Consider the following 26,210-nt stretch of genomic DNA (forward strand, 5'->3'; position numbering starts at 1 on the left):
CGTCGATCCATGGGGTGTATCGGTCGCAAGGCTTGCGATAAGACGGGACTCAAAATCCCAACGCTCCGGATACAAACCGCCGCCCATGACCATTTCCAATTCCGTGCCGATCACCCCCGAACTCATCGCCGCGCATGGGCTGAAGCCCGACGAGTACCAGCGCATCCTCGACCTCGTCGGCCGTGAGCCGACCTTCACCGAACTCGGCATCTTCTCGGCGATGTGGAACGAGCACTGCTCGTACAAATCCTCGAAGAAATGGCTGCGCACCTTGCCGACCACTGGCCCGCAGGTCATCCAGGGTCCAGGCGAGAATGCCGGCGTGGTCGACATCGGTGACGGCGACTGCGTCGTCTTCAAGATGGAGAGCCACAACCATCCCTCCTTCATCGAGCCCTACCAGGGTGCGGCGACCGGCGTCGGCGGCATCTTGCGCGACGTCTTCACCATGGGCGCCCGGCCGGTCGCGGCGATGAATGCGCTGCGCTTCGGCGCGCCCGACCATCCCAAGACCAGGCACCTGGTCTCCGGCGTGGTTTCCGGCGTCGGCGGCTACGGCAACGCCTTCGGCGTGCCGACGGTGGGCGGCGAGGTCAATTTCGACGCCCGCTACAACGGCAACATCCTGGTCAACGCCTTTGCCGCCGGCATAGCCAAGACAGACGCCATCTTCCTGTCGGAAGCCAAGGGCGTCGGCCTGCCGGTCGTCTATCTCGGCGCCAAGACCGGCCGCGACGGCGTCGGCGGCGCCACCATGGCGTCGGCCGAATTCGACGACAAGATCGACGAGAAGCGCCCGACCGTGCAGGTCGGCGACCCCTTCACCGAAAAGTGCCTGCTGGAAGCCTGCCTCGAACTGATGGCCTCAGGCGCGGTCATCGCCATCCAGGACATGGGTGCGGCCGGCCTCACCTGCTCGGCGGTCGAGATGGGCGCCAAGGGCGATCTCGGTATCGAGCTCGATCTCGACAAGGTGCCGGTGCGCGAAGAGCGCATGAGCGCCTATGAGATGATGCTGTCGGAAAGCCAGGAGCGCATGCTGATGGTGCTGCGCCCCGAAAAGGAAAAGGAAGCCGAGGCAATCTTCCACAAATGGGGCCTCGACTTCGCCATCGTCGGCAAGACCACCGACGATCTGCGTTTTCGCGTGCTGCACCAGGGCGACGAGGTCGCCGACCTGCCGATCAAGGATCTCGGCGACAAGGCACCGGAGTATGATCGCCCCTGGGTCGAACCCAAAAAGCCCGCGCCGCTTGCCGCCAACGACGTTCCGCAGGCCGACGTCGCCGAGGCGCTTTTGAAGCTGCTCGGCGGACCGGACCTATCGTCGCGCCGCTGGGTGTGGGAGCAGTACGACACCCTGATCCAGGGCAATTCGCTGCAGCTTCCCGGCGGCGATGCCGGCGTGGTGCGCGTCGACGGCCATGCCACCAAGGCGCTCGCCTTCTCCTCCGACGTGACGCCGCGCTATTGCGAGGCCGACCCCTATGAGGGTGGCAAGCAGGCAGTGGCCGAGTGCTGGCGCAACCTGACTGCCACCGGCGCGCTGCCGCTGGCGGCCACCGACAATCTCAATTTCGGCAACCCGGAACGGCCTGAGATCATGGGCCAGCTGGTCGGCGCGGTGAAAGGCATCGGTGATGCCTGCCGCGCGCTCGGCTTCCCGATCGTCTCCGGCAATGTCTCGCTCTACAACGAGACCAACGGCCAGGGCATCCTGCCGACGCCGACCATCGGCGGTGTCGGCCTGATCGCCGACTGGTCGAAGATGGTGCGCACCGGTTTTGCGGCGCAGGGCCAGATGATCCTGCTGGTCGGCGCGCCCGCTTCCTGGGGAACGCATCTTGGCCAGTCGGTCTATATGCGCGACATCCATGGGCGCAGCGACGGTCCCCCGCCGCCGGTGGATCTCGAGCATGAAAAGCGCGTTGGCGACCATGTGCGCGCGCTGATTGCATCCGGCATCGTCACGGCGGCGCATGACGTTTCCGACGGTGGCATGGCCGTGGCGCTGGCCGAGATGGCGATGGCGTCGGGCATCGGCGCCACGGTTCCCGGGCTTGTCGGCACCGATCCGATCCCGGTCTGGTTCGGCGAGGATCAGGGCCGCTATCTCCTGACGCTGTCGATCGATCCGGATAGCGATGAATGGGACGCCATTCGCAAGCAGCAAGGCGAACTCGGCATCTTCGCGCCGTGGATCGGTTCGACCGGCGGCAGCGCGCTGAAGCTTGGCGAGGCGCGGGCGATTCCGGTCGGCGAACTGAGCGTGGCGCACGAAGGCTGGTTCCCCCGCTTCATGGATCAGGCCAGTTGACCAGACTGGCTGCCCGGGCGCTGCTTGCAGTCGTTTTCTGGCCGTCGCTGTTCTTCTTCTGGTTCCTCGGGCCGTTCGTCCTGTTCCTGCTGTCAACGACCTCGAGCGAGGTTTGCGCGCGGCTGGAAACACGTGCCGAGTTCCTCGCCGCGGCCAACGGCACCATTCCGATGCTTGCGGTACAGAACTTGATCTATGCGATTCCAATCCTGTGCCTGGTGCTATGGGATCGGCTTTTGCCAGAGCCGGCGCGAGCAAGGCATATTGTCACCTGCATCAAGCTTTTTGCCGCCGCGGTGGTCGTTGGAGCGCTGTGGGAATATGGCTCTTCGCTTGTCTGCGATGGCTACGGCCAGCCATTCTTCTCGCCCGCCTGGCAAATGACGAGCTATCTCCCCATCGTCAGCCTGATAATAAACATTCCGCTCTATGTCCTGGCCTTCAGCCTTGGCCGCGCCTTTTCGACGCGCGAGGATGTGGGCGAGGACGAAGCAAGCCCACCAGCCTAAGTCTGCTTCTGAGGCCCCAGGACCTTCTTGCCGGTGGCAAGGTCTGAACGGCTTCAATCCGGACGAGAAAGGCTTTAGGCTCACCCGACTCTTATCTTAAGGCCGACCATCGGCCGCTCGAAACAGGATTTTGCCATGGCAATGGATGCCCACGACATCGAAAAACTGATCAAGGACGGCATTCCGGACGCCAAGGTGACGATCCGCGATCTGGCCGGTGACGGCGACCACTACGCGGCCGAGGTGGTGGCCGAGAGCTTTCGCGGCAAGAGCCGCGTGCAGCAGCACCAGATGGTCTATGACGCGCTGAAGGGCAACATGGGCGGCGTGCTGCATGCGCTCGCCCTGCAGACAAGCGTTCCCGACTAATCCGCACCAGAACAAGACCGCTTAACCGGCAGCAGCGAAGACCACTTGGCCCAAAACGGCCCATCGTTTGCGCCATTTCAGCTACGGCACGGCTAACGTCTTGTTTCGAGCAATCGTTGGGTTTATTTGAAAGGTATGTTTCGAGCCTGACTCCCACAGGCGGGAAAGGATATTTTATGAGCGGCATCAACGACTACATCGACAATGAAGTGAAGGGCAACGACGTCGTCCTTTTCATGAAGGGCACGCCCGGCTTTCCGCAGTGCGGATTTTCCGGCCAGGTCGTCCAGATCCTCGACTATATCGGCGCCGACTACAAAGGCGTGGACGTGCTGACCTCGGCCGAGCTGCGCCAGGGCATCAAGGAATATTCCAACTGGCCGACGATCCCACAGCTTTACGTCAAGGGTGAATTCGTTGGCGGCTGCGACATCATCCGCGAGATGTTCCAGGCAGGCGAACTGCAGACGTTCCTCGTCGAGAAGGGCGTCGGCGTCAAAGGCGCCGCCTGATTTCTGTTTTTGCATGAACTGAAAATCGACGTCGTTTTTCGGTTCATGCACCAGGCGCCCGGGCAGCCCCACCTCGGCAATTAATATGTCCCGGATACCGGGACCAAGACGAGCCAATGCGCCGGCCCGCCGGCGCGTTTTCGTTTGAGAGATCGGACTTGCCGTGGACCAGCCAACAGCAGCGCCGCTATCGGCAAGCAAACTGCCCATTCCGCGCTGGGAGTTCATCGCGCTGTGCGCCGCGCTGATGGCGCTGAACTCGCTGGCCATCGACATCATGCTGCCGGCCCTGCAACAGATCGGCGCCTCGCTCGGCGTCGAGAATGAAAACCATCGGCAATATGTCATAACAGCCTATATTCTGGGCTTCGGCGGCGGCCAGCTTTTTTTCGGTCCGCTCTCGGATCGCTTCGGACGTCGTGCGCCGCTGGTTGCCGGGCTGGTGATCTATGTCGCCGCGGCTGCGGCGGCAGCTGTTGCGCCAAGCTTTGAAACACTTCTGCTGTGCCGCGCCGTGCAAGGCATTGGCGCTGCCGCCACACGCGTCATCGCCATCTCGATCGTGCGCGATACGTTCGACGGCCGTCGCATGGCCGAGGTGATGTCGCTGATCTTCATGGTGTTCATGGCGATACCCGTCATTGCGCCGGGGATCGGCCAGTTCATCATGCTGTTTGCAAGCTGGCACTGGATCTTCGTCACCATGGCTGTCGGCGCGCTGATCGTGTCGGCGTGGTCGCTGCTGCGCCTGCCCGAGACGCTGCATCCGGAGTATCGCAGGCCGCTGACGGTTTCATCCGTCGTCGGCGGCTTCCGCATCGTGCTGACCAACCGCATGGCGCTCTGCTACGCCTTCGCCAGCACTTTCATCGTCGGCGCCATGTTCGGCTTCATCGCTTCGGCGCAACAGATCTATGTCGACGTCTTCAACGTCGGCGAGATGTTCCCGGTGATCTTCGCCGGTGTCGCCGGCGTGCTCGCTTTTTCCAACTATTTGAACTCACGCCTTGTCGGCCGCATCGGCATGCGCCGACTGTCGCAGAGCGCTCTCCTGCTGTTTTTGACTATCAGCCTGGTCTGGCTGGTGGTTTCCCTGGAAATGAAGATGCCGCTCTGGCTGTTCATCACCCTTTTTGCCAGTGCCATGCTTCCGTTCGGTGCGCTCGGCGCGAATTTCAATGCGCTGGCCATGGAGCCGCTCGGCCAACTGGCCGGCACGGCGTCATCCATACTGGGCTTCATGCAGACCTTTATCGGCGGCATTCTCGGCACGCTGATCGGCCAAGCCTTCAACGGCACGGTAACGCCATTGGCCGCCGGCTTCTGCAGCGTGTCGGTGGCAGCGCTTCTGATGATCCTGATCGCCGAACGCGGCAAGATGTTTCAGCCACACAACCCGCCGGTTTGAGGCGACCCTGCACGGGAGCGGTGCGGCTACTCAGCCCAGAGTTCGTGACGCAGGACCTGCCAGCTTTCCCTATCCGGAGCGACAAGCAGGCCACCGCCAACATGCGACGGCAGATAGGCGCTGCCGTCGAAACGCGCGGCGTGGCCGCCGGCCTCGACATGGATCAGCACACCGGCCAGATGATCCCACGGCATCAGCTTGTTGTAGACGACGAAATGGGCATGGCCGCTGGCCAACAGGCGATATTCGTGTGCCGCACAGCGATAGGCGAATTGCGACAGGATCTTGGTCTGGTTGCGCGCCAGCCGCGACCGCTCCGGTTCGGGCATGTATTGCCAGGAGACAGAGCCGGTCATTTCCGAGATCGGCGCGGGCGCCGCGACATGCACCTTCTCAAGGCTACCATGCGCATGGCGGATATGGCTGCCGGCGCCCTTGGCGCCGATCAGCCAGTCCTTGCCGACCGGATCGTGGATGATGCCGGCAACCGTCTCGCCCTTGACCACCACCGCCAGCATGACGCCGAACAGCGGCACGCCGGACGCGAAATTGAAGGTGCCGTCCACCGGGTCGATGACGAACGCCAGGTCGGCATCGCCAAGGCCATCAAGCAGCGCCGGATTGTCGGAACAGGCTTCCTCGCCGACCACCATCGCCGAAGGATAGCGCTTGCGCAGCGTGGCGGTGATCAGGCGCTCGGCATTGACGTCGGCCTCGGTCACCAGGTCGGCGGCCGAGGTCTTCTGCCGGATGTCGCCGTCGCCCAACCTGCGAAAGCGCGGCATGATCTCGACCTCTGCCGCCTCGGCCAGAATGCCGGCCAGCCAGTCGATCGCGGTGTCGTCAAATGTCATTGGAAACATCTTGCCTGGTGGTGAGGGTGTCGTTGAGCGCGGCGAAGTCGAACAGTTTTCTGTCGAGCAGGTGCGACGGCCTGGTGTTGGACAGCGCGCGGATCATGGTGTCCTTGCGGCCGGGCATACGCTTTTCGATATCCTCGAGCATCACCTTCATTGCGTTGCGCTGCAGGCCTTCCTGACTGCCGCAGAGATCGCAGGGAATGATCGGGAACCGCATCGCCACGGCGAACTTCTCGAGGTCGGTTTCGGCGCAGTAGCTCAGCGGCCGCAGCACCATGACGTCGCCCTCGTCGTTGAGCAGTTTCGGCGGCATGGCGGCAAGACGGCCACCATGGAACAGGTTCATGAAGAAGGTCTCCAGAATGTCCTCGCGATGGTGGCCGAGCACCAGCGCCGAGCACCCCTCCTCCCGCGCGATGCGATAGAGATGGCCGCGCCTGAGACGCGAGCAGAGCGAGCAATAGGTGCTGCCCTCGGGCAGCTTGTCGGTGACGACGGAATAGGTGTCCTGATACTCGATCCGGTGCGGTATGGCGTGGCTGTCGAGATAGTCCGGCAGGATGTGTTTGGGGAAATTCGGCTGGCCCTGGTCCAGGTTGCAGGCCAGCAAATCGACAGGCAACAGCCCGCGCCATTTGAGGTCGAGCAGCACCGCGAGCAGCCCGTAGGAATCCTTGCCGCCCGACAGCGCTACAAGCCAGCGCTGGCCGGGCTTGACCATCGAGAAATCCTCGATCGCTTGACGGGTGAGACGCAGCAGCCGCTTGCGCAATTTGTTGAACTCGACCGAGGACGGTACATCGGCAAACAGCGGATGGAAGCCGCCTTCGCCGTCGGCAATCGGTTCAAGCGTTTCGATGTCTGGCAGCATGTTCATGGCATGTCGCTTTCGGTGGACACTTTGTTCGGAGCAATTCCGGGCGGAAAACCGGTTCCCACTTTTCCTGGAATTGCTCGGAGCGCCCGGATTAGCGGACATGGCAGACAAAGAAAAGGCCGCCTCGACGGGCGGCCTTTGGATGGTGTCGCAAAATGCGTTCGCTTGGCGCGAATGGAATTCGTCGCTTAGCGCGAATAGAACTCGACGACGAGGTTCGGTTCCATCTGCACGGCGAACGGAACGTCAGCCAGGCCGGGAATGCGCGAGAAGGTCGCGACCATCTTGTTGTGATCGGCTTCGATGTAGTCCGGCACGTCGCGTTCGGCCAAGCCCACCGATTCCAGAACGATGACCAGCTGCTTCGACTTTTCGCGGACTTCGACGACGTCGCCCGGCTTGCAACGGAACGAGCCGATGTTGACGCGCTTGCCGTTGACGTTGACGTGACCGTGGTTGACGAACTGACGGGCGGCGAAAATCGTCGGCACGAACTTGGCGCGGTAGACAACCGCGTCGAGACGCGACTCGAGCAGGCCGATCAGGTTCTCGGAGGTATCGCCCTTGCGGCGATCGGCCTCTTCATAGACCTTGCGGAACTGCTTTTCCGAAACGTCGCCATAGTGACCCTTCAGCTTCTGCTTGGCGCGCAGCTGCAGGCCGAAATCGGAAAGCTTGCCCTTGCGGCGCTGGCCATGCTGGCCGGGGCCGTATTCACGCTTGTTGACCGGAGACTTCGGGCGGCCCCAGATATTTTCGCCGAGACGGCGGTCGATCTTGTACTTCGCGGATTCGCGCTTGCTCATCGCATTCCCTTTTCAAAACAACACACCCGGAGCCTCATGGTCCGGGTGAAGGAAACGCGCCCTCCTCTGGCCTCCGTTTTCGAGACCTGACAGGGTTTTCCCACGCAACGCGGCGGAAAACCCACGGGACACGTCATTTCAAACAAGATCGGATACGACTAGGCATCCTGATCTTGCGCATACAAAACAAACACCGGACATCGCTGCCCGGTGGTTGTGACGGCTGGTTAAACCGAGATTCAACCGGTGTCAAGCTTGTGACTGGCATAGGGCCCGGCGACGAGATACCCGTTTTCCTGCGTAGATGCAGTGCACTTTGGTGCAGCTTCCAGACGACACGCGACCAGGGTCAGCTGTCCGACTTCTTTTCCGGCAGTCCCTTGCGCTTCGTCTCGGCGAACTCCTCGAGTTGCTTTTCGCTCATCGATTCATACATTCCCTTCGAAGCGCCTTTGAGCTCGCTCTTCTTGGTCTCGCCGCGCTTGGCCGACAAAGCGGCGCCGGCAGCTTTCTGCTGGGCTTTCGAGGTGGCTGGCATGGCTGTTTCTCCGTTGCTTTCAGAAGAAACGCCCCGGTTTGGTGACGGTTCCAGTCCCGGTGGCTCGGTTCCCGGCCCGCTGGTGCCAGTTCGCCACCTATTCAGGCTTGGCGATTCTCGTTGGCAGCCTTCCCGTGTATGGAACCCCAGTGTAGGACGGCTGGATGAAGTCTCTGACCGATCCCTCACAAGCTCTCTCCACTGGCCTGGCGAAAATCCGCACCGAATTCCACGTGCCAGATAGATTTCCGGTAGTCGTCGTGGCTGCCGCGGAGGCGGCGGCCAAACGTGTGCCCAACCAGCATGCCGATCGAACAGCGATGCCCTTCGTCACGCTCGATCCGACGAGCTCCACCGATCTTGATCAGGCGTTCTCAATCGAGGCGAGCGGCGGCGATCTTCTGCTGCATTACGCCATTGCCGACGTAGCCTGGTTCGTCGAGGACGGTGACGCGATCGATCTCGAAGCCTGGACGCGGGGCGAGACACTTTACTTGCCGGACGGCAAGGCCGGGCTCTACCCGCCGGTAATTGCCGAGGGTGCAGCGAGCCTGCTGCCGGATGGATCCCGGCCGGCGGTTGTCTTCACGGTCCGGGTTGCGCAGGACGGTGCGACGAAGTTGGACGGCGCGGAGCGGGCAATCATTCAAAGCCGCGCGAAGCTCGCCTATGACAGTGTGAAGCCCTCAGACGTTCCGGCCGGCTTCGCCGAAATGGCGCGACGCATGGCAATGAACGAAGAGCGTCGTGGCGCTTCGCGCGTCGACCCACCCGAGCAGGAGGTTGAAAGGCTCGCCGATGGTACATTCCGGCTTTCGTTCAGACCGCTGCTGCAATCCGAGCAAGACAACGCCGCGCTTTCGCTGGCTGCAAACATGGCGATTGCCGACGCCATGTTTGCGCACCATACCGGGTTATTTCGGGTGATGTCGGTGCCAGATGCTTTCAGGGTGCAAAGACTGCGCAGCGCGGCACAGGCTCTCGGGCTGTCTTGGCCGGCCTCCACAAGCTTGCGTGACTATCAGCGAACCCTTGACCCGACCGATCCGCAACAGGCGGCGCTGATGCTGGAAATCCGCCATGCAAGCGCCGGCGCATCCTACCAACCCTATAAGGAAGGTGTTGTGCCTTGGCATGAGGCGATGGCAGCGACCTATGCCCATGCAACGGCGCCACTCAGGCGACTGGCCGATCGCTACGTCGTGCGCTGCGCGCTGGCCATCGCCAATGGCCAGCCGGTGTCCCAGGCTGTCACCGACGCGTTCGCCAGATTGCCGCAGGTAATGGGGCGTGCGGATAGCCATGCTTCGCAGATCAACCACGCGGCTATCGACCTTGCCGAGGCGGTGATGCTGAAGGGACGCGAGGGCGAGACGTTCAAAGCTGCTGTCACCGACGTCGTCGACCATGGCGTGCGCGTTCAGCTTGCCGACATGCCTGTCGTTGCCAACGTAAAGGCCTCCGGGCTTAGACAGGGCGACGATCTGACGCTAAGGCTGATCTTGGCCGATCCAGATCAACGCAGCATCGTCTTCGAACCTGTTTAAGTGGGAGACGTTTCCGCCGCCATCTGGCTCACGACCAGCCCGAACCCCTGCATCAGCCGGCTGGTGGCGAAATCCACCTTGCCGGAGGTGAAGACCGCAATGTCAGGCTCACCCACCGGCAATGGCCCGTCGACCGGCGCCAGCAGCGACATGGCGCGGCGGGCGATCGCTTCGGCCGGATCGATCCAGTCGACCGGCCAGGGCGCGGTCTTGCGCATGCGATTGGCCAGGAACGGATAGTGCGTGCAGCCGAGCACGACGATGTCGGTGCGGGCGCCGTCCTTCTCGACGAAGCAGGGCGCGATCTCCTGGCGGACGATCTCCTCGTCGACGAACCCCTCGCGCATGTAGATTTCCGCCAGCGGCGCCAGCCGGTCCGAGCCGACGAGCCGCACATGGCATTTCTGCGCCCATTTGCTGATCAGGTCGCGCGTGTATTGACGCTTGACCGTGCCTGGTGTCGCCAGCACCGAGACGAGGCCTGAGCGCGTGCGCTCGGCGGCCGGCTTGATCGCCGGCACCGTGCCGACAAAAGGGTGACCGGGAAATTTCTCGCGCAACGCGTCGATCACCAGCGTCGACGCGGTGTTGCACGGGATGACCGAAATCTCGGGCTGGAATTTTTCCAGCAGCGCGCCGAACAGGCCAAGGATATGGGCGTTGAGGGCCGGCTCCTCCCAGGCGCCATAGGGGAAGGCGGCATCGTCGGCGACATAGACAAAGCGGCGGTCGGGCATCAGCACGCGCGCCTCGCGCAGCACGGTGAGGCCGCCGATGCCGGAATCGAACATCAGGATCGGCCGCTCAGTCATTGTCGGTTCCCTTTCCGCCGAGCGGCGGCATGTCGTCGTCCTTGCCGGTGCCGTCTGCCTTGTCTGCCAGGCGATCGCCTTCCGCCTTGCGGGCGCGCGCCACGGCCGCCGGCAAGCGTCTTGGATCGTCGCCCGGCGAACCCTCGCCACGCGGCATCGCCGGTGAAAACCTGTCCAGCGACGAGATGATACCGCGCAGCACCTTCAGCTCCGGCTCGGCGAAACCGGCACGCGTCAGCACGGCGCGCAGATTGTCGACCATCTTCGGCTTCTTCGGTGCGGGGCGGAAATAACCGCGCGCTTCCAATGCGCCTTCGAGATAGGCGAACAGGCCGTGCAGCTCTTCCTTGCTTGCCGGCTTCATGTCCGGGCCCGAAAAATTGGTTTTGGTCTCGTCTTCCAGCCCGGACTTCATCCACTCGTAGGACATCAGCAAGGCCGCCTGGGCGATGTTGAGCGAGGAGAAATCGGGATCGACGGGAAAGGTGACGATCTCGTCGGCAAGGCCGACCTCGTCATTGTAGAGGCCGAAGCGCTCGCGGCCGAACAGGATGCCGGTGCGCTGCCCCATTGCGTGACGGGTCCGAAGCACCCTGCCCGCTTCCACCGGGCCGCGCACGGATTTGAAGCCGTCGCGCTGCCTGGCCGTGGTCGCGAAAACAAAGTTCAGATCGGCGAGCGCCGAGGCCAGGTCGTCGAACACCTTGACGGCGTCGATGACATGGTCGGCGCGGCTGGCGGCCGCGCGCGCCTTCTCGCTCGGCCAACCGTCGCGAGGGTTGACCAGGCGCAGTTCCGACAGGCCGAAATTGGCCATGGCACGAGCCACCATGCCGATGTTCTCACCGAGCTGCGGCTCGACGAGGATGATCGCCGGGCCAGCGGTCGTGAGGCCGTGCTGAAAGTCCGTTCCGGTCATGTTTTCCAGGTGATTGCGCCATGAAGTCTCCGCGTCGTGCCATATCGATGCGGCTTTTTGAAGAGTTATCCGCCACTTGGCCGACAAATAGCCTTGTGCCGTCCCCTCGGGAGATTGACGGGATGCGGCATCGCACTCGTGCCCTCAACCAAAAGACATTCGACCTCGTTGCTGCGTGATGGCTCGACCGGGCGCCTCAAACCGCCGGCAAATGGAAACACGGGTCCTCGCTGTTGCTATTGACGATATTTCCCATTTTTAGAAATCATCTACGATCCAAATGCATATTTATTTACGATGACGCATCGCGTCGGTGGAAAATCAAATTAGAAAAAGGTAATCTCCCGCCCGCTTGGGTCCAGCGTGTATTGACGAATGGTATTGAGAAGACGGAGCGTGTCTTGCACACTCCCGTCATCTATTCATGCCCCAGGCATTTCATCACGGATTTCAACGGCCGACGAGGGCGTTGGCCAAATCTAGGAGGGGCAAATGAAAATCGTACGATTTTTCCTTTCACTCGCCGTGTTGCTTGCAGCATCGATCTTCCTGATTGCGCCAGCTTCGGCGCAGGCGACTAGGACGTGGGTTTCCGGCGTTGGCAACGACGCCGATCCGTGCAGCCGAACGGCACCGTGCAAGACGTTTGCCGGTGCCATCTCGAAGACGGCGACGGCCGGCGAGATCAACTGTCTCGATCCGGGCGGCTTTGGCGCGGTCACCATCACCAAATCCCTCACCATCGACTGCAGAAACACTGAAGCCGGTGTGCTTTTTACGCTCGGCACGAACGGCATCATCGTCAACGCTCCCGCCGGCTCGATAGTGCATCTCCGCGGCCTCGATCTAGACGGTGTAGGCACAGGCGCCGACGCCGTGCGTATGCTTGGTCAAGGTCAACTGCATATCGAGGACTGCAACATAGAGCGGGTGACCAGCAACGGCGTCGAATTCGCCGCCAACGCCAACAGCGAACTCTACATAAGCAACACGCGGATAGCTGAGGCAGGCGCCGAAGGTGTTCTTATCAAATCGTCCGTGGCTGCTGGTATCAACGCCATCCTTTCAAGAGTGGAAATCACCAACAGCGGCAGCGGCATTCTTATCGACGGCACGGGCAACACCGTGGCCATGAACCTGACGCTGACCAACAGCCTGATCAGCGGCAACACCGGCAACGGCGTGGTGGTCAAATCCGTCGCAGCGGCATCGCCGGTGCGCGCGACGATTACCGGCAACACGATCAGCGCCAATGCCGGCGCCGGCGTCAACGCCAACGGTGCGGCTGCCAGCGGCAACGGAAGCGCCATCGCCTTTCTCGGCGGATCGACGATCTTCGGCAATGTCACCGGGGTCAGCAATACCGGGAGCGGCGCCGTCCAGTCGTTCAAGAACAACATGATCGCCGGCAACGTAACCGACGGCACACCGCTCACCGCCTTCCCGGGCCCTGGCGGTACGCCGCTGCAATAAGCGACGACAGCCTGCGCGGTAGCGTGAACAAAGGCGATGCCGGCTGCCCTCAAGGATAGGCGGCATTGCCTCTTTGTTCCCGACTGCCATAGCAGGAGCCTGCGTCTTCCGCTGCCCGGTTGCACCGCTCGACCATGGCGGCCCAAGCCGTCGACAAATGGACCCGCCCTGTGCTCGGTGCCGGCATTGACGATATTTTCCATTTGTAAAAATCATCAACGATCCGAATGTATATTTATTTACGATGACGCGTCGCGTCACTGGAGAATCAAATTAGAAAAAGGTAATCTCCCGACCGCTTGGGTTTTCAAAGTGTATCGACGGTTGGTATTTCGAAGATGGAGTGTGTCCTGCACGCTCCCGTCGTTTATTTATGCCCCAAGCATATCGACACCGGTTTCCATGGCCGACGAGGCGTTGGCCAAATCTAGGAGGGGCAATTGAAAATCTTACGGTTTTTCCTTTCACTCGCTGTGTTGGCTCTCGCGTCAGCCTTCCTGATTGCGCCAGCTTCCGCGCAAGCGACGCGGACGTGGGTTTCCGGCGTTGGTGACGACGCCAATCCGTGCAGCCGGACCGCACCCTGCAAGACTTTTGCCGGTGCCATCTCGAAGACGGCGACGGCCGGCGAGATCAACTGCATCGACCCGGGCGGTTTTGGCGCGGTCACCATCACCAAATCCATCACCATCGACTGCAGAAACACTGAAGCTGGCGTGCTCGCGTCCCTCGTGAATGGCATCATCGTCAACACGCCGGTCGGCTCGGTGGTGCATCTTCGCGGTATCGACATAGACGGTATAGGCAATGGCCTCGACGGCGTGCGGATGGTTGGCCAGGGTCAACTGCATATCGAGGACTGCAACATAGAGCGGATGGGCGGCAACGGCGTCGAATTCGCCGCCAACGCCAACAGCGAACTCTACATAAGCAACACGCGCATAGCCGAGTCAGGCGCTGAAGGCGTTCTCATCAAATCGTCCGTGGCTGCTGGTATCAACGCCATCCTTTCGAGGGTGGAAATCACCAACAGCGCCAGCGGCATTCTTGTCGACGGCACCGGCAATACCGTTGCCATGAACCTGACGCTGACCAACAGCCTGATCAGCGGCAACACCGGCAACGGCGTGGCGATCAAATCCGTCGCCGCGGCATCGCCGGTGCGTGCGACGATTACGGGTAACACGATCAGCGGCAATGCCGGCAGCGGTGTCAACGCGAACGGTGCCGCTGCCAGCGGCAACGGAAGCGCCATCGCTTTTCTCGGCGCATCGACGATATTCGGCAATGTCACCGGGGTCAGCAATACCGGGAGCGGCGCCGTGCAGTCGTTCAAGAACAACATGATCTCCGGCAACGTAGCCGACGGCACACCGCTCACCGCCTTCCCGGGCCCCGGCGGTGCGCCTTTGCAATAAGCGACCGCCGCTTCCGCGGCAGCATGAAACAAGGCGATGCCGGTTGCCCATCAGGAGCAGCGCGGCATCGCCTTTTTTTGTTCTCGATTGCCAGATCGGTTCACCGTTTCACGGAAACGCCGTACCGCTCTATCTTTCTTGTTTTTGTCGCAATTCCCTGAGGAAAAGCGCCATGCGCTTTTCCCGAGAAAACCGCTTCGCACTTTTCCTGGAATTGCTCCGGCAGCAGCCTGCGTCTGCGTCGTCCCGGTTTGCACCGCTCTGATCGCTTTGCTATAGGCGAAGTCCCTGCTCTGGCGAGGTCTGCCCCGCCATCACCCAACTGTTGAACGAGGCATTCTTTCCATGGCGAAGATCAAGGTGGCGAACCCGGTCGTCGAACTCGACGGCGACGAGATGACCCGCATCATCTGGCAGTTCATCAAGGACAAGCTGATCCACCCTTATCTCGACCTCAAGCTTGAATATTACGACCTCGGCATCGAGCACCGTGACGCCACCAACGACCAGGTGACCATCGATTCGGCCAACGCCATCAAGAAATACGGCGTCGGCGTGAAATGCGCGACGATCACGCCCGACGAGCAGCGCGTCGAGGAATTCAAGCTGAAGAAGATGTGGAAGTCGCCGAACGGCACCATCCGCAACATCCTCGGCGGCACCATCTTCCGCGAGCCGATCATCATGAAGAACGTGCCGCGCCTGGTGCCGGGCTGGACCAAGCCTATCATCGTCGGCCGTCACGCCTTCGGCGACCAGTACCGCGCCACCGATTTCCGCTTTCCCGGCAAGGGCAAGCTGACGATCAAGTTCGTCGGCGAGGACGGCAAGGTCATCGAGCACGATGTCTACGATGCGCCGGGCGCCGGCGTCGCCATGGCCATGTACAATCTCGACGATTCCATCCGCGAATTCGCCCGTGCTTCGCTGAACTACGGCCTGCTGCGCAACTATCCGGTCTATCTCTCGACCAAGAACACCATCCTCAAGGCCTATGACGGGCGCTTCAAGGACATCTTCCAGGAAGTCTACGAGGCCGAGTTCGAGGCCGAGTTCAAGTCGAAGAAGCTGTGGTACGAGCACCGGCTGATCGACGACATGGTGGCGTCCAGCCTGAAATGGTCCGGCGGCTATGTCTGGGCCTGCAAGAACTATGACGGCGACGTCCAGTCCGATACCGTTGCGCAAGGGTTCGGTTCGCTCGGCCTGATGACCTCGGTGCTGATGACACCGGATGGCAAGACGGTGGAAGCCGAAGCCGCGCACGGCACCGTCACCCGCCACTACCGGCAACACCAGAAGGGCGAGGAGACCTCGACCAATTCAATCGCCTCGATCTTTGCCTGGACGCGCGGCCTCGCGCACCGCGCCAAGCTCGACGACAATGCCGAACTGAAGCGCTTTGCCGAGACACTGGAAAAGGTCTGCATCCAGACGGTCGAGAGCGGTTTCATGACCAAGGACCTGTCGCTGCTGATCGGCCCCGACCAGCCCTGGCTCTCGACCACCGGCTTCCTCGACAAGATCGACGAGAACCTGCAGAAGGCGATGGCCTGACCAGGCAAGACCCGGGAGGGGTATATGGGCAAGCCCGTCGTCTACGGCGCGGACTACAGCGTCTATGTGCGCATCGTGAGGCTCGTGCTCGAGGAGAAAGGCATCGACTACGGGCTTGTGCCGGTCGATGTCTTTGCCGCCGAGGGTATTCCCGCCTGGTATTTCGAACATCACCCGTTCGGCCGCATTCCGGCCTTCGAGCATGACGGGTTTCGCCTTTTCGAGACGAGCGCGATTCCAGGCTATGTCGACGAAGCCTTTGACGGGCCGGCGCTGCAGCCGAAGGATCCGCGCGGCCATGCGCGGATGAACCAGTTCATCGGCATGCTCGACGCCTATGCCTATCGGTCGATGGTCTGGGATGTCGCCGTCGAACGGTTGGAGAAGGAGGCGCCCGACGAGGCACTGATCGCCAAAGGGCTTTCGCAGGCGAGCAAGGCGCTTCAGACGCTCTCCTCACTGAAAGCGCCGGGTCCATGGTTGCTTGGCGACCAGCTGACGCTGGCCGATCTGCATGCGGCGCCGATCATCGGCTATTTCGTCAAGGTCGCCGAGGGGCAAAAGCTGCTCGCGGAGTTCCCCGAGATCCAGGCGTGGTGGGACCGGATCGCTGCCCGTCCAAGCTTTGCCGCGAGCGGTCCTGCGGCCTGATCAGCCTGCGCCCGTTGTTCAATCCGGCCCGCCGTTCATTCCGGAAGATAGATTTCCGCCTTCATGAAGGTCTTGGCGCGACCCAGGATCAGCACGCGATCGTCGGCCAGGTCACACAAGAGATGCCCGCCACGCTGTGAGCACTGGAAGGCCGACAGGTGGGTCTTGCCGAGTTTTTCAGCCCAGTACGGCACCAGCGTCGCATGAATTGAGCCGGTCACCGGATCCTCGGGGATGCCGGCTCCGGGAACGAAATAGCGGGAGACGAAATCATGCGTTTGGCCGTGCGCGGTAATGACAAGGCCGAGCGGGTGAAAAGCTTCGATCCTGAGCAGGTCGGGAACGAAGGACCGGACGGATTGCTCGTCGGCAAGCTCGACGAACAAGGTTCTCAAAATTGCGAAAGCCCGCAACCGGATGCGGCGACAATATCTCCCGCAGCGCCAGCATGGTTTCGCAATCGACAGGCTGCGGCGGGAAGCATGGCAGATCGAGCTGGTAGGCGCCTTGCCGCTGAGAGACCCGCAACTCGCCCACTCGCGTGGCAAAGGCCATGTCATCGGCCACATCGTGTTGCGAGGCCAGCACATGGGCGGTCGCCAGGGTGGCGTGTCCGCAGAAGTCGACTTCATGAACCGGTGTGAACCAGCGCAAGTCCCAGCCCTTGCCGTTCGGCCGAGCCAAGGCGGTTTCGGCAAGATTGTTCTCGTTTGCGATGGCCTGCATCACCTCGTCCGCCAGCCAGTCCTGCAAGATGAGGACGGCAGCGGGGTTGCCCTGAAAGGCGCGCTCGGCAAAGGCATCGACCTGGTACATGGTCAGCGTCGGCACATCATCCTCCAAAAAGACTGATCGCCGGCCGGGCGACCATCAGCCAAACGATGGCAAGCACGGCAGCGAAAGCCGGAAAGCCGCAAGCAAACCAGATGCGAAAAAGGCGCTTTTCCTCGACGGGCAGCGGTCGATTTTCGACGGCCGCCTGTCGCGCCAGATTTCGTATCCGAATCTGGATCCAGACCACCGGCAGCCAGAACAGACCCGTCACGACATAAAGCAGCAGCGACAGTACAATCCAGCCCTCGGACAGCGGCCACCCCAATGCCCGAGCAAGCAACACGCCGGTGATCGGCTGCACGACGACCGCGGTTGCCGTGAATATGGTGTCGGCGATGACAACCGTGCCCGCGACATGGGCGACCAGCTCGGCGCGACCGGTGCGCTGCGCCATCAGCATGAAGAAGGCGATCCCGGCGCCGGTGCCAAAGAGAACCGTGGCGCCAATGACATGCGTCCAGCGCAGTATGTCGGCCCAGAGGTTCATCTCTCGTCGAGGACCGCCAGCGCCACAAGCACCAGGCACAGCATCGGGATCGTCTTGACCAGCGGCCCCAGCGGCGCGAGCCATAGACCGGGAACGAGAAGCGTCGACGCCGCCAGATAAAACAGCGTGATGGCTATCATCGCCAGCAGCGCTGGCCGAGCAAAGGGCCGGACCAGAACCGCCGCGCCGGCCAGGATATCCGCAGCACTGCCGGCAAGAACCGACATGTCCGCCAATTTCGCCGACACGCCGCGTGAGACAAGAATGGAAGCGGCCTCGTCTTGCCGGATCAGGCCGATGATGCCCGAAGCAAGCCAGAACAGGGCCAGGCAGCCGAAGATGACAGGTTTTGCCAGCCAGAGGCGCGCGAACCATCGCTCCTGGACATGGGCCGGCATGGCGGCCAGCGTTGCTTCCAGCGGCTGCAGCGGATGGCCGCAAATCTGGTTCCATGGCCCGGCATTGCCGGTCACGCCACGCGCCAGCGCGGCAAGGGCTGCGCTGCGCAAAGGCGATCGCCAGCCAAGGAGGCCGAGGCCATCGGCGGTCACGGCAGCAAGACGGCCGACAATGGCCGGCACCGGTACGACCTTCGCCTGCGGCAGGCCAAGCCATGCCCGAAAGGCTAGGAGAACATCGGCGAGCGGTCTGGCTTGCGCCTCGACGAGATCGACGGCAGTACGGGGCGGCAGCGATCCGGCGACCGCGCGCGAGACCGCTTCAGCAACGTCGGTAACCGCCACGGTCTGGATCGGCTGGCGCGACATGACGGCAGGGATAAAAGCGGGGAAGGCCGCAAGGGCGCGCAAAAGGGCTGTCCCGCCATAGGCGGCGGGCGCGATCACCAAACCCGGGCGCAGGATCGTCCATTCCAGCGCAGAGCTTGCGACAGCCCTGTCGCCTTGCGCCTTGCTGTTGAAGAAAGCGTCGCTGGAGGAGAGGTCGGCGCCGATCGCGGAAATCTGGACAATACGGTGCACGCCGGCCTGTTCGCATGCCGCGACCAGCGCCACCACCGAATGCCGGTGGATGGCGTCGAGGCGATCGCGCGGGCCGTCCTGCAAGGCGCCCGCCGCATTGACGATTGCATCCATGCCGGTGACCACCGGCAGCCAGTGCTCAGCGGCAAGCAGCCGCGACATGTCGGCGGCGATCCAGCGCACCGCCGGCCAGCGCCGCTCGGCATCCACGACATTGCGACCAAGGCCGGCCACATGATGACCGTCGCGAAGCAAGCGGCCGACGACGGCTTCGCCGATCAGACCGTAGCCGCCAAGGACGAGCACCTTCATGCAGGGACTTTCAGGCTGCCTCCAGCGCCGCCTTGACCGCGGCGATCGCATCACTGGCTTTCGAGGCGTCCGGGCCACCGGCTTGCGCCATGTCGGGCCGCCCGCCGCCGCCCTGACCGCCCAATGCTGCGGAGGCCACGCGCACCAGATCGACCGCGCTGAAACGGCTTAGCAGATCATCAGTGACAGCGACCACGACGCTCGCCTTGTTGTCGTCGCCGGCGCCGACGAAGACGACGACGCCGGAACCGAGCGAACTCTTGCCGGCATCGGCCAGCGGCTTCAGATCCTTCGGCGAAACACCCGAAACTGCCTTGCCGAGGAAGCCGACGCCGGCGACAGTCTCGTTCTCCGACGGTGCACCCGCCGCGGCACCGCCGCCCAGCGCCAGTTTCTTGCGCGCTTCGCTCAGTTCCTTCTCGAGCTTCTTGCGCTCGTCGAGCAGCACCTCGACGCGCGCCGGCACGTCGGCCGGCGAGATCTTCAGCGTCGCGGCCACCGATTTCAAACGCCGGTCCTGCTCGTCGAGATGCTTGCGCGCGGCTTCGCCGGTCAAAGCCTCGATGCGGCGCACACCGGCGGCGACCGCACTATCCGACACGACACGCACCAGGCCGATATCGCCGGTCGCCCTGACATGCGTGCCACCGCAGAGCTCGACCGAATAGGGCCGGTTGGCCTTGGCGCCATGCAGGCCGGTGCCCATCGACACGACGCGCACTTCATCGCCGTACTTCTCGCCGAACAGCGCCATGGCGCCCTCGGCAATGGCATCGTCGACCGACATCAGGCGCGTGCTCACCGGGCCGTTCTGGACGACGATCTCGTTCGCCATGCGCTCGACCTCTTCGAGATCCTCGGGCGAAATCGGCTTGTTGTGCGAGATGTCGAAGCGCAGTCGTTCGGGCGCAACCAGCGAACCCTTCTGGGCGACATGGCTACCCAGCACCTCGCGCAGCGCCTCATGGATCAGATGCGTCGCGGAATGGTTGGCACGCAGCCTGGAGCGGCGCGCATGATCAACCTTCAGCTCGACGACCGCGCCGGTCTTGACCGTGCCGCCGGCCACCTTGCCGATATGGACGAACAGGCCATCGGCCTTCTTCTGCGTATCGGAAATCTCGATCGAGAAGCCTTCGCCTGACATCACCCCGGTGTCGCCCATCTGGCCGCCGGACTCGGCATAGAACGGCGTCTGGTTGACGACCACGGCAACTGCCTCGCCCTTGCTTGCGCTGTCGACGGTCTTGCCGTCCCTGACCAGCGCCTGGATGAGGCCTTCCGCCTGCTCGGTCTCGTAACCGAGGAATTCGGTGGCGCCCGCCTTCTCGCGCACCGGGAACCAGATCGTCTCTGTGGCCGCGTCGCCGGAGCCTGCCCAGTGAGCCCGCGCCTCGGCCCTCTGCCGTTCCATGGCATTGGTGAAGCCGGCCAGATCGACCGAGATGCTGCGCTGGCGCAGCGCGTCCTGCGTCAGATCGAGCGGGAAGCCGTAGGTGTCGTAGAGCTTGAAGGCCGTCTCGCCATCCAGCATGTCGCCGGCGCCCAGTTTTTCCGTCGCCTCCGAAAGCAGGCCGAGGCCACGCACCAGCGTCTTGCGGAAACGCGTTTCCTCGAGCTTCAGGGTCTCGGTGATCAACTGCTCGCCGCGCACCAGTTCCGGATAGGCCTGGCCCATCTCGCGGACCAGGGCCGGCACCAGGCGCCACATCAAGGGATCGCGGGCACCGAGCAACTGCGCATGGCGCATGGCGCGGCGCATGATGCGGCGCAGGACATAGCCACGGCCTTCGTTCGACGGCAGCACACCGTCGGCGACCAGGAAAGACGACGAGCGCAGATGATCGGCGATGACGCGGAAGGACGCCACCGTCTCCTTGTCGGGACCGTGCCCGATGGCGGATGACGCCGCGTCGATCAGGTGACGGAACAGATCGGTCTCAAAGACGCTCTCCACCCCTTGCAGGATGGACGCCATGCGCTCCAGGCCCATGCCGGTGTCGATCGACGGGCGCGGCAGGTCGATGCGCTCCTCCTTCGTCACCTGTTCATACTGCATGAACACCAGGTTCCAGAATTCGAGGAATCGGTCGCCATCTTCCTCCGGGCTGCCGGGAGGGCCGCCCCAGATGTGTTCGCCGCGGTCGATGAAGATCTCCGAGCACGGCCCGCACGGTCCGGTGTCGCCCATCGCCCAGAAATTGTCCGAGGTCGCGATGCGAATGATGCGGTCGTCGGAAAACCCGGCGATCTTCTTCCAGAAGCCCGCCGCCTCGTCGTCCGTGTGATAGACCGTGACCAGAAGCTTGTCCTTGTTGAGCCCGAATTCCTTGGTGATCAGGTTCCAGGCAAGCTCGATGGCGCGCTCCTTGAAATAGTCGCCAAAGGAGAAATTGCCGAGCATTTCGAAGAAGGTCAGATGGCGCGCGGTGTAGCCGACATTGTCGAGGTCGTTGTGCTTGCCGCCGGCGCGAACGCTCTTCTGCGCGGTCGAGGCGCGCGAATAGGCCCGCTTCTCCAAGCCGGTGAAGACGTTCTTGAACTGCACCATGCCGGCGTTGGTGAACATCAGCGTCGGATCGTTGCGCGGCACCAGCGGGCTCGACGCGACGATCTCGTGACCCTCCTTGCGGAAGTAGTCGAGAAAAGTCGACCGGATCTCGTTCACGCCACTCATGAATGCTGCCTTTTCGAGAAAACCGCCGGCAAACCGGCGGAAAATGGGCTCTGGGTCTCAAAGCGCGTCGCGCTGAAAACGGATTCAGTCGATGCGCTTCAAGTTTTTGCTTCCATGCATGTCGTTGTCCCAAAACCGCTGCGCACTTTTGGGCGACATCCACAAAAAATAGACTTGGCCTTTTAGCGGTCGCACCGCACCCTGTCCAGAAACACGGAATTGGTCCAAATCGCGCGCTTGCCGACCATCGACGCCGGCCGCAAAACGAAAAACCGCCGGCTCGAAAGCCGGCGGTTTGGAACGCAAAAAACACTGAACTCAATTACATAAGCTTGAGATAATAGAACAGGATTATGGCCGATCTTCGGCCGGCATCCTGTGCACGAAGTTGTTACATCGCGCCGGATTCCTCCTCGAAGCCGTCGTCGCCGCTCTCGGCGCCGCCATTCTCGAGGAATTTCTCGGCGATCAACCCGGCATTCTGCCTGAGCGCCAGTTCGATCTCGCGCGCCGTGTCGGGATTGTCGCGCAGGAACAGCTTGGCATTCTCGCGGCCCTGGCCGAGACGCTGCGAATTGTAGGAGAACCAGGCGCCCGACTTCTCGACCACGCCGGCCTTGACCCCGAGGTCGACCAGTTCGCCGGTCTTGGATACGCCCTCGCCATACATGATGTCGAACTCGACCACCTTGAAGGGCGGCGCCAGCTTGTTCTTGACCACCTTGACACGAGTCTGGTTGCCGACGACCTCGTCGCGGTCCTTGACCGAGCCAATGCGGCGGATGTCGAGGCGGACCGAGGCGTAGAATTTCAGCGCGTTGCCGCCCGTCGTGGTCTCGGGCGAACCGAACATGACGCCGATCTTCATGCGGATCTGGTTGATGAAGATGACCATGGTGTTGGAGCGCGAGATCGAGGCGGTCAGCTTGCGCAGCGCCTGGCTCATCAGGCGGGCCTGCAGGCCGGGCAGCGAATCGCCCATCTCGCCTTCGATTTCGGCGCGTGGCGTCAGCGCCGCGACCGAATCGACCACCAGCACGTCGATGGCACCGGAGCGCACCAGCGTGTCGCAGATTTCCAGCGCCTGCTCACCCGTGTCGGGCTGCGAGATCAGAAGGTTTTCCAGATCGACGCCAAGCTTGCGGGCATAGACCGGATCGAGCGCATGCTCGGCATCGACGAAGGCGCAGATGCCGCCCTTCTTCTGGGCTTCCGCAACAGTGTGCAGCGCCAGCGTCGTCTTGCCCGAGCTTTCCGGCCCGTAGATTTCGATGATGCGGCCGCGCGGCAGGCCACCGACGCCAAGCGCGATGTCGAGGCCAAGCGAGCCGGTCGGCACGGTTTCAATCTCGACGACCTGCTCGTTCGCGCCGAGCCGCATGATCGAGCCCTTGCCGAAAGCCCGCTCGATTTGCGACAGCGCCGCATCCAGAGCCTTTGATTTGTCCACCGCTTTGTCCTCTACCAGCCGCAAAGAATTCTGAGCCATGATACATCACCCCTTGGTCGTCAATGAAGGCCGGACAATCCGTAATCCCTGCCTATTTGTACCTTTTTTGTTCTCGTTTGGCAAGAGGGTTCAAGTATCTGAAAGGCAATCAATATCCGGATTTGTTCTTTTTTTGTCCCAAGAATCACATCAGGAGCGCACCTCGCATTGGGCCAGTCGGCTCGATTGTTTCGATCTGCCGAATCGCCGCCCCGCATGCGAAGCTTCGTCACTTAGCGTAGCGCTTGTGCGGCTGGAATAACAAAGGTCATATCGCCGGCATGGTGAAATCTCCAAGAATCCTGGCCGTGGGCGGCGCCCATATCGACCGCCGTGGGCAGGTGTCCGGCGCTTACGTGCCGGCTGCGTCCAATCCGGGCACGATGCGCGAGGATGTTGGCGGTGGTGTCTTCAATGCGTTGCGCAGCGCGGTCCGGCGCGGCGTCTCGGCCTCGCTGCTGTCGGTGCGCGGCGGCGATGCCGCCGCCGATACGGTTTCACGGGCCATCGCCAAAGCCGGGATTGCCGACCTGTCGGCGGTGTTCCTCGATCGCACGACGCCAAGCTATACGGCGCTGATCGACAGCGACGGCGAGCTGATCGTCGGCTTTGCCGACATGGCGCTCTATGAGCTGGCGTTTCCCAAGCAGGTCAGGCGCTCCAAGGTGCGCGAGGTCATCGCTGCCGCCGATGCCGTCTTCTGCGACGCCAACCTGCCGACGGCGGCGCTAGAGAGGCTCGTGGCACTCGCCGCCGGCAAACCCGTCTTCGCCATTGCCATTTCGCCGGCCAAGATCGTGCGCCTGAGGCCGGTGCTCGGCAATCTGGCCGTCGTCTTCATGAACCAGCGCGAGGCGGTCGCACTTGCCGGCCTGGACAGTGCGGCCTCCGGGCAGGACATCGTCGACGGGCTGAAACGTGCCGGGCTCAAAAGCGGCGTGGTGACAGCGGGCGGCGCTCCGATGCTGGGCTTCGATGAAGCCGGCGCCTTCTCGATCCTGCCGCCGACGCCAAGAAAGGTCACCGACGTCACCGGCGCCGGCGATGCGCTGGCGGGAGCGACGGTCGCTGCCTCGCTTCGCGGCATGCCGTTGCGCGCGGCCCTGCGCGAAGGCATTGCCGCGGCGACGCTGGCCATCGAAAGCGCCGACGCCGTTCCCGATTTCACCGCTGCTGATTTCACCGAGGCACTGGCTCTTGTGCCGGATGCGCAGGAAGTGGCATGAGACCGGCCAGTTCATAGTGCCGGAGTGTTTCCGCGCGTCCAAGTGGAGGCGCATCGCTCCGGATTGGAGATCAGGATGACACCAGAAACCGCCCGTCCCTTCATCGATATCCATGCGCCGGTTGCACAGGCCTTGGCCGCCGGGCGGCCGGTGGTGGCGCTGGAAAGCACCATCATCACCCATGGCATGCCCTACCCCGACAATGGCGCCATGGCGGCGGATGTCGAAAAGATCATCAGCGACGGCGGCGCCGTGCCGGCCACGATCGCCGTGGTTGGCGGGCGCATCAAGATCGGGCTTTCGGACGGCGAGCGCGAATCCCTCGCCATGACCGGCGACGCCATGAAGCTGTCGCGCGCCGACCTCGGCTTCGCGGTGGCGCAAGGGCGCACGGGCGGCACCACCGTCGCCGCAACGATGATCGCGGCGCATATGGTCGGCATCAAGGTGTTCGCCACCGGCGGCATCGGCGGCGTGCACAAGGGGGCGGAAAAGAGTTTCGACATTTCCGCCGATCTCGACGAGCTGGCGCGCACGCCGGTCATCGTCGTGTCGGCCGGCGCCAAGGCCATCCTCGACATCGAAAAGACGCTGGAAGTGCTGGAGACGCGCGGGGTGCCTGTGGTCGGCCATGGCTGCGAGACGATGCCGGCCTTCTGGTCGCGGCATTCGCCCTTCCGCGCGCCGCTGACCTTGCACCGACCGGAAGAGATCGCGCATTTCTACCAGACCCGGCAGGCACTGGGGCTCGCCGGCGGCATGCTGATCGCCAATCCGGTGCCCGAAAACGACGAAATCCCCGCCGCAGAGATGGCCGGCTATATCGAGGCCGCGCAGAAGGCCGCCGAAGCGCTCAACGTGACCGGCAAGGCGGTGACGCCGTTCCTGCTGTCGAAAATCCTGGAACTCACGGGCGGCCGGAGCCTGAAGACCAACATCGCGCTGGTCGAAAACAACGCAAGGCTGGCGGCGAGGATCGCGAAGGCGCTTTAAAGCGACTGCCGAGTTCCTTCACACCCCCCTCTGTCCTGCCGGACATCCCCCCCGCAAGGGGGGAGATCGGATGTCACATCGGCTTTCGCCAATCATCAATGTTGAAAGCGAGAGCCAGCGGTTGAGCTGCCAATCTCCCTCCTTGCGCGGGAGATGTCCGGCAGGACAGAGGGGGGTGCTGTCCCGCCGGCGTTTCCAACCCTGCACAGCCGCAACGCACCAAAGTCACCAGTCATTTCCCCACCCGCCGTCCTGCCTCATAGGCGCGGCGTGCCCAGAGCGTCATCTCGTCGGGATCATCAAAAGCGCTGTCGGGAATGTTCCAGTAGGGCATCGAGACGAGCTTGCCGTGGCGGGAGCCGGTATAGGTCCACTGCCGGCAGCCTGCTGCCTCGAAGTCCGGCGCGCTTTGCTCGTCGGCCTTCAGCATCAGTTCGCCGCGCAGCACGACGGCGATGATGACACCGTCGAAATAGATGCCCTTGCCGCCGAACAGTTTGCGGATGCTGACCGGACCGAGGCCCTCGAACAGTTCGGCGATGCGTTCATTGTCCATGCCGCGATCATGTCACCGGCATTTGACATTGTCATCGCGCAACCAAGATCATGCTGACAGATTGAGAACATCCGTCGGAGTCG

25 protein-coding genes are annotated in these 26,210 nt (G+C 62.7%); 12 read left to right on the forward strand and 13 right to left on the reverse strand.

Features of this window, described 5'->3' with window-relative positions:
* Positions 1 to 85: 85 nt before the first annotated feature.
* The 5 genes from purL (at position 86) to AC1D08_RS27900 (ending at position 5,115) form a co-directional block, all read left to right on the forward strand.
* A complete protein-coding gene (gene purL / locus AC1D08_RS27880; RefSeq protein ID WP_457151349.1) occupies positions 86 to 2,317 on the forward strand; it encodes a phosphoribosylformylglycinamidine synthase subunit PurL in 2,232 nt (743 codons plus the stop codon).
* Positions 2,314 to 2,826 carry a hypothetical protein gene (locus tag AC1D08_RS27885; RefSeq protein ID WP_457151350.1) on the forward strand — a complete coding sequence of 171 codons (513 nt, stop codon included), beginning with the start codon at positions 2,314 to 2,316 and terminating at the stop codon, positions 2,824 to 2,826. Before purL ends, AC1D08_RS27885 begins: the two co-directional genes overlap by 4 nt.
* Positions 2,827 to 2,961: 135 nt before the next feature.
* Positions 2,962 to 3,195 carry a BolA/IbaG family iron-sulfur metabolism protein gene (locus tag AC1D08_RS27890; RefSeq protein ID WP_010909092.1) on the forward strand — a complete coding sequence of 78 codons (234 nt, stop codon included), beginning with the start codon at positions 2,962 to 2,964 and terminating at the stop codon, positions 3,193 to 3,195.
* A gap of 176 nt (positions 3,196 to 3,371) precedes the next feature.
* Entirely contained in the window at positions 3,372 to 3,707 is a 336-nt protein-coding gene (gene grxD, locus AC1D08_RS27895) for a Grx4 family monothiol glutaredoxin (RefSeq protein WP_095085430.1), read from the forward strand.
* Between the two features lie 163 nt (positions 3,708 to 3,870).
* A complete protein-coding gene (locus AC1D08_RS27900; RefSeq protein ID WP_457151352.1) occupies positions 3,871 to 5,115 on the forward strand; it encodes a multidrug effflux MFS transporter in 1,245 nt (414 codons plus the stop codon).
* A 26-nt stretch (positions 5,116 to 5,141) separates the two neighbouring features.
* On the opposite strand, the gene AC1D08_RS27905 is transcribed toward AC1D08_RS27900, so the two are convergent.
* The 4 genes from AC1D08_RS27905 to AC1D08_RS27920 all read right to left on the reverse strand — a co-directional run bounded on the left by AC1D08_RS27905 (position 5,142) and on the right by AC1D08_RS27920 (position 8,196).
* A complete protein-coding gene (locus AC1D08_RS27905; RefSeq protein WP_477424526.1) occupies positions 5,142 to 5,969 on the reverse strand; it encodes an inositol monophosphatase family protein in 828 nt (275 codons plus the stop codon).
* Positions 5,959 to 6,852 (reverse strand): tRNA 2-thiocytidine(32) synthetase TtcA, encoded by an 894-nt coding sequence (ttcA, locus tag AC1D08_RS27910; protein WP_477424528.1) that lies wholly within the window; start codon positions 6,850 to 6,852, stop codon positions 5,959 to 5,961. The genes AC1D08_RS27905 and ttcA overlap by 11 nt, the downstream gene beginning before the upstream one ends.
* Before the next feature lie 188 nt (positions 6,853 to 7,040).
* Positions 7,041 to 7,658 carry a 30S ribosomal protein S4 gene (gene rpsD, locus AC1D08_RS27915; protein ID WP_095085417.1) on the reverse strand — a complete coding sequence of 206 codons (618 nt, stop codon included), beginning with the start codon at positions 7,656 to 7,658 and terminating at the stop codon, positions 7,041 to 7,043.
* Positions 7,659 to 8,007: 349 nt separating this feature from the next.
* Entirely contained in the window at positions 8,008 to 8,196 is a 189-nt protein-coding gene (locus AC1D08_RS27920; RefSeq protein ID WP_457151355.1) for a DUF3008 family protein, read from the reverse strand.
* Between the two features lie 164 nt (positions 8,197 to 8,360).
* Here AC1D08_RS27920 and AC1D08_RS27925 point away from each other — a divergent pair, with 164 nt between their 5' ends.
* The gene (locus AC1D08_RS27925; RefSeq protein ID WP_457151356.1) at positions 8,361 to 9,743 is read left to right on the forward strand and encodes an RNB domain-containing ribonuclease; all 1,383 of its coding nucleotides are present in this window, start codon (positions 8,361 to 8,363) and stop codon (positions 9,741 to 9,743) included.
* Here AC1D08_RS27925 and murI read toward each other — a convergent pair.
* Complete coding sequence (murI, locus tag AC1D08_RS27930; protein ID WP_457151357.1) at positions 9,740 to 10,555, reverse strand: glutamate racemase; 816 nt, start codon at positions 10,553 to 10,555, stop codon at positions 9,740 to 9,742. The two genes, AC1D08_RS27925 and murI, sit on opposite strands and share 4 nt — an antisense overlap.
* Positions 10,548 to 11,474: an RNA methyltransferase gene (locus AC1D08_RS27935; protein ID WP_457151358.1), complete on the reverse strand. Its 927-nt coding sequence runs from the start codon at positions 11,472 to 11,474 to the stop codon at positions 10,548 to 10,550. Before AC1D08_RS27935 ends, murI begins: the two co-directional genes overlap by 8 nt.
* A 492-nt stretch (positions 11,475 to 11,966) precedes the next feature.
* On the opposite strand from AC1D08_RS27935, the gene AC1D08_RS27940 reads away from it, so the two are divergent.
* From AC1D08_RS27940 to AC1D08_RS27955, 4 genes are all read left to right on the forward strand, one after another.
* Positions 11,967 to 12,947: a right-handed parallel beta-helix repeat-containing protein gene (locus AC1D08_RS27940; RefSeq protein ID WP_095085684.1), complete on the forward strand. Its 981-nt coding sequence runs from the start codon at positions 11,967 to 11,969 to the stop codon at positions 12,945 to 12,947.
* A 440-nt stretch (positions 12,948 to 13,387) separates the two neighbouring features.
* On the forward strand, positions 13,388 to 14,365 hold the full coding sequence (locus AC1D08_RS27945) for a right-handed parallel beta-helix repeat-containing protein (RefSeq protein ID WP_477228574.1): 978 nt from the start codon (positions 13,388 to 13,390) through the stop codon (positions 14,363 to 14,365).
* Positions 14,366 to 14,710: 345 nt separating this feature from the next.
* Positions 14,711 to 15,922: an NADP-dependent isocitrate dehydrogenase gene (locus AC1D08_RS27950; RefSeq protein WP_095085403.1), complete on the forward strand. Its 1,212-nt coding sequence runs from the start codon at positions 14,711 to 14,713 to the stop codon at positions 15,920 to 15,922.
* A 24-nt stretch (positions 15,923 to 15,946) separates the two neighbouring features.
* Positions 15,947 to 16,573, forward strand: a complete 627-nt coding sequence (locus AC1D08_RS27955; protein WP_457153588.1) for a glutathione S-transferase family protein — start codon at positions 15,947 to 15,949, stop codon at positions 16,571 to 16,573.
* A 35-nt stretch (positions 16,574 to 16,608) separates the two neighbouring features.
* Here the strand turns inward: AC1D08_RS27955 and AC1D08_RS27960 are convergent, their stop codons facing one another.
* From AC1D08_RS27960 to recA, 6 genes are all read right to left on the reverse strand, one after another.
* Complete coding sequence (locus AC1D08_RS27960; protein ID WP_457153589.1) at positions 16,609 to 16,959, reverse strand: PhzF family phenazine biosynthesis protein; 351 nt, start codon at positions 16,957 to 16,959, stop codon at positions 16,609 to 16,611.
* On the reverse strand, positions 16,844 to 17,404 hold the full coding sequence (locus AC1D08_RS27965) for a PhzF family phenazine biosynthesis protein (protein ID WP_457153590.1): 561 nt from the start codon (positions 17,402 to 17,404) through the stop codon (positions 16,844 to 16,846). Before AC1D08_RS27965 ends, AC1D08_RS27960 begins: the two co-directional genes overlap by 116 nt.
* Position 17,405: 1 nt before the next feature.
* Positions 17,406 to 17,894 carry a DUF2269 family protein gene (locus AC1D08_RS27970; RefSeq protein WP_457153591.1) on the reverse strand — a complete coding sequence of 163 codons (489 nt, stop codon included), beginning with the start codon at positions 17,892 to 17,894 and terminating at the stop codon, positions 17,406 to 17,408.
* Positions 17,891 to 19,186 carry an SDR family oxidoreductase gene (locus AC1D08_RS27975; RefSeq protein ID WP_457153592.1) on the reverse strand — a complete coding sequence of 432 codons (1,296 nt, stop codon included), beginning with the start codon at positions 19,184 to 19,186 and terminating at the stop codon, positions 17,891 to 17,893. Before AC1D08_RS27975 ends, AC1D08_RS27970 begins: the two co-directional genes overlap by 4 nt.
* 10 nt (positions 19,187 to 19,196) lie before the next feature.
* Complete coding sequence (gene alaS, locus AC1D08_RS27980) at positions 19,197 to 21,863, reverse strand: alanine--tRNA ligase (protein WP_477424532.1); 2,667 nt, start codon at positions 21,861 to 21,863, stop codon at positions 19,197 to 19,199.
* 391 nt (positions 21,864 to 22,254) lie between these two features.
* Positions 22,255 to 23,352 (reverse strand): recombinase RecA, encoded by a 1,098-nt coding sequence (gene recA / locus AC1D08_RS27985; protein ID WP_095085392.1) that lies wholly within the window; start codon positions 23,350 to 23,352, stop codon positions 22,255 to 22,257.
* Between the two features lie 281 nt (positions 23,353 to 23,633).
* Here recA and AC1D08_RS27990 point away from each other — a divergent pair, with 281 nt between their 5' ends.
* Both AC1D08_RS27990 and AC1D08_RS27995 read left to right on the forward strand, forming a co-directional pair.
* Positions 23,634 to 24,578: a carbohydrate kinase family protein gene (locus tag AC1D08_RS27990; RefSeq protein WP_457152955.1), complete on the forward strand. Its 945-nt coding sequence runs from the start codon at positions 23,634 to 23,636 to the stop codon at positions 24,576 to 24,578.
* Between the two features lie 75 nt (positions 24,579 to 24,653).
* Positions 24,654 to 25,571, forward strand: a complete 918-nt coding sequence (locus AC1D08_RS27995) for a pseudouridine-5'-phosphate glycosidase (protein ID WP_457152954.1) — start codon at positions 24,654 to 24,656, stop codon at positions 25,569 to 25,571.
* Between the two features lie 232 nt (positions 25,572 to 25,803).
* Here the strand turns inward: AC1D08_RS27995 and AC1D08_RS28000 are convergent, their stop codons facing one another.
* Positions 25,804 to 26,127 (reverse strand): TfoX/Sxy family protein, encoded by a 324-nt coding sequence (locus AC1D08_RS28000; protein ID WP_457152953.1) that lies wholly within the window; start codon positions 26,125 to 26,127, stop codon positions 25,804 to 25,806.
* Positions 26,128 to 26,210 lie beyond the last annotated feature (83 nt).

This window comes from Mesorhizobium sp. P2_E6, from assembly GCF_056403835.1.

What these genes read in the sequence shown, in the direction of transcription:
- purL (WP_457151349.1), top strand. Translation starts at nt 86, where the DNA reads ATGACCATTTCCAATTCCGTGCCGATCACCCCCGAACTCATCGCCGCG.
- AC1D08_RS27890 (WP_010909092.1), top strand. Translation starts at nt 2,962, where the DNA reads ATGGCAATGGATGCCCACGACATCGAAAAACTGATCAAGGACGGCATT.
- grxD (WP_095085430.1), top strand. Translation starts at nt 3,372, where the DNA reads ATGAGCGGCATCAACGACTACATCGACAATGAAGTGAAGGGCAACGAC.
- AC1D08_RS27905 (WP_477424526.1), bottom strand. Translation starts at nt 5,969, where the DNA reads ATGACATTTGACGACACCGCGATCGACTGGCTGGCCGGCATTCTGGCC.
- ttcA (WP_477424528.1), bottom strand. Translation starts at nt 6,852, where the DNA reads ATGAACATGCTGCCAGACATCGAAACGCTTGAACCGATTGCCGACGGC.
- rpsD (WP_095085417.1), bottom strand. Translation starts at nt 7,658, where the DNA reads ATGAGCAAGCGCGAATCCGCGAAGTACAAGATCGACCGCCGTCTCGGC.
- AC1D08_RS27920 (WP_457151355.1), bottom strand. Translation starts at nt 8,196, where the DNA reads ATGCCAGCCACCTCGAAAGCCCAGCAGAAAGCTGCCGGCGCCGCTTTG.
- AC1D08_RS27925 (WP_457151356.1), top strand. Translation starts at nt 8,361, where the DNA reads ATGAAGTCTCTGACCGATCCCTCACAAGCTCTCTCCACTGGCCTGGCG.
- murI (WP_457151357.1), bottom strand. Translation starts at nt 10,555, where the DNA reads ATGACTGAGCGGCCGATCCTGATGTTCGATTCCGGCATCGGCGGCCTC.
- AC1D08_RS27935 (WP_457151358.1), bottom strand. Translation starts at nt 11,474, where the DNA reads ATGACCGGAACGGACTTTCAGCACGGCCTCACGACCGCTGGCCCGGCG.
- AC1D08_RS27940 (WP_095085684.1), top strand. Translation starts at nt 11,967, where the DNA reads ATGAAAATCGTACGATTTTTCCTTTCACTCGCCGTGTTGCTTGCAGCA.
- AC1D08_RS27950 (WP_095085403.1), top strand. Translation starts at nt 14,711, where the DNA reads ATGGCGAAGATCAAGGTGGCGAACCCGGTCGTCGAACTCGACGGCGAC.
- AC1D08_RS27955 (WP_457153588.1), top strand. Translation starts at nt 15,947, where the DNA reads ATGGGCAAGCCCGTCGTCTACGGCGCGGACTACAGCGTCTATGTGCGC.
- AC1D08_RS27970 (WP_457153591.1), bottom strand. Translation starts at nt 17,894, where the DNA reads ATGAACCTCTGGGCCGACATACTGCGCTGGACGCATGTCATTGGCGCC.
- AC1D08_RS27975 (WP_457153592.1), bottom strand. Translation starts at nt 19,186, where the DNA reads ATGAAGGTGCTCGTCCTTGGCGGCTACGGTCTGATCGGCGAAGCCGTC.
- alaS (WP_477424532.1), bottom strand. Translation starts at nt 21,863, where the DNA reads ATGAGTGGCGTGAACGAGATCCGGTCGACTTTTCTCGACTACTTCCGC.
- recA (WP_095085392.1), bottom strand. Translation starts at nt 23,352, where the DNA reads ATGGCTCAGAATTCTTTGCGGCTGGTAGAGGACAAAGCGGTGGACAAA.
- AC1D08_RS27990 (WP_457152955.1), top strand. Translation starts at nt 23,634, where the DNA reads ATGGTGAAATCTCCAAGAATCCTGGCCGTGGGCGGCGCCCATATCGAC.
- AC1D08_RS27995 (WP_457152954.1), top strand. Translation starts at nt 24,654, where the DNA reads ATGACACCAGAAACCGCCCGTCCCTTCATCGATATCCATGCGCCGGTT.
- AC1D08_RS28000 (WP_457152953.1), bottom strand. Translation starts at nt 26,127, where the DNA reads ATGGACAATGAACGCATCGCCGAACTGTTCGAGGGCCTCGGTCCGGTC.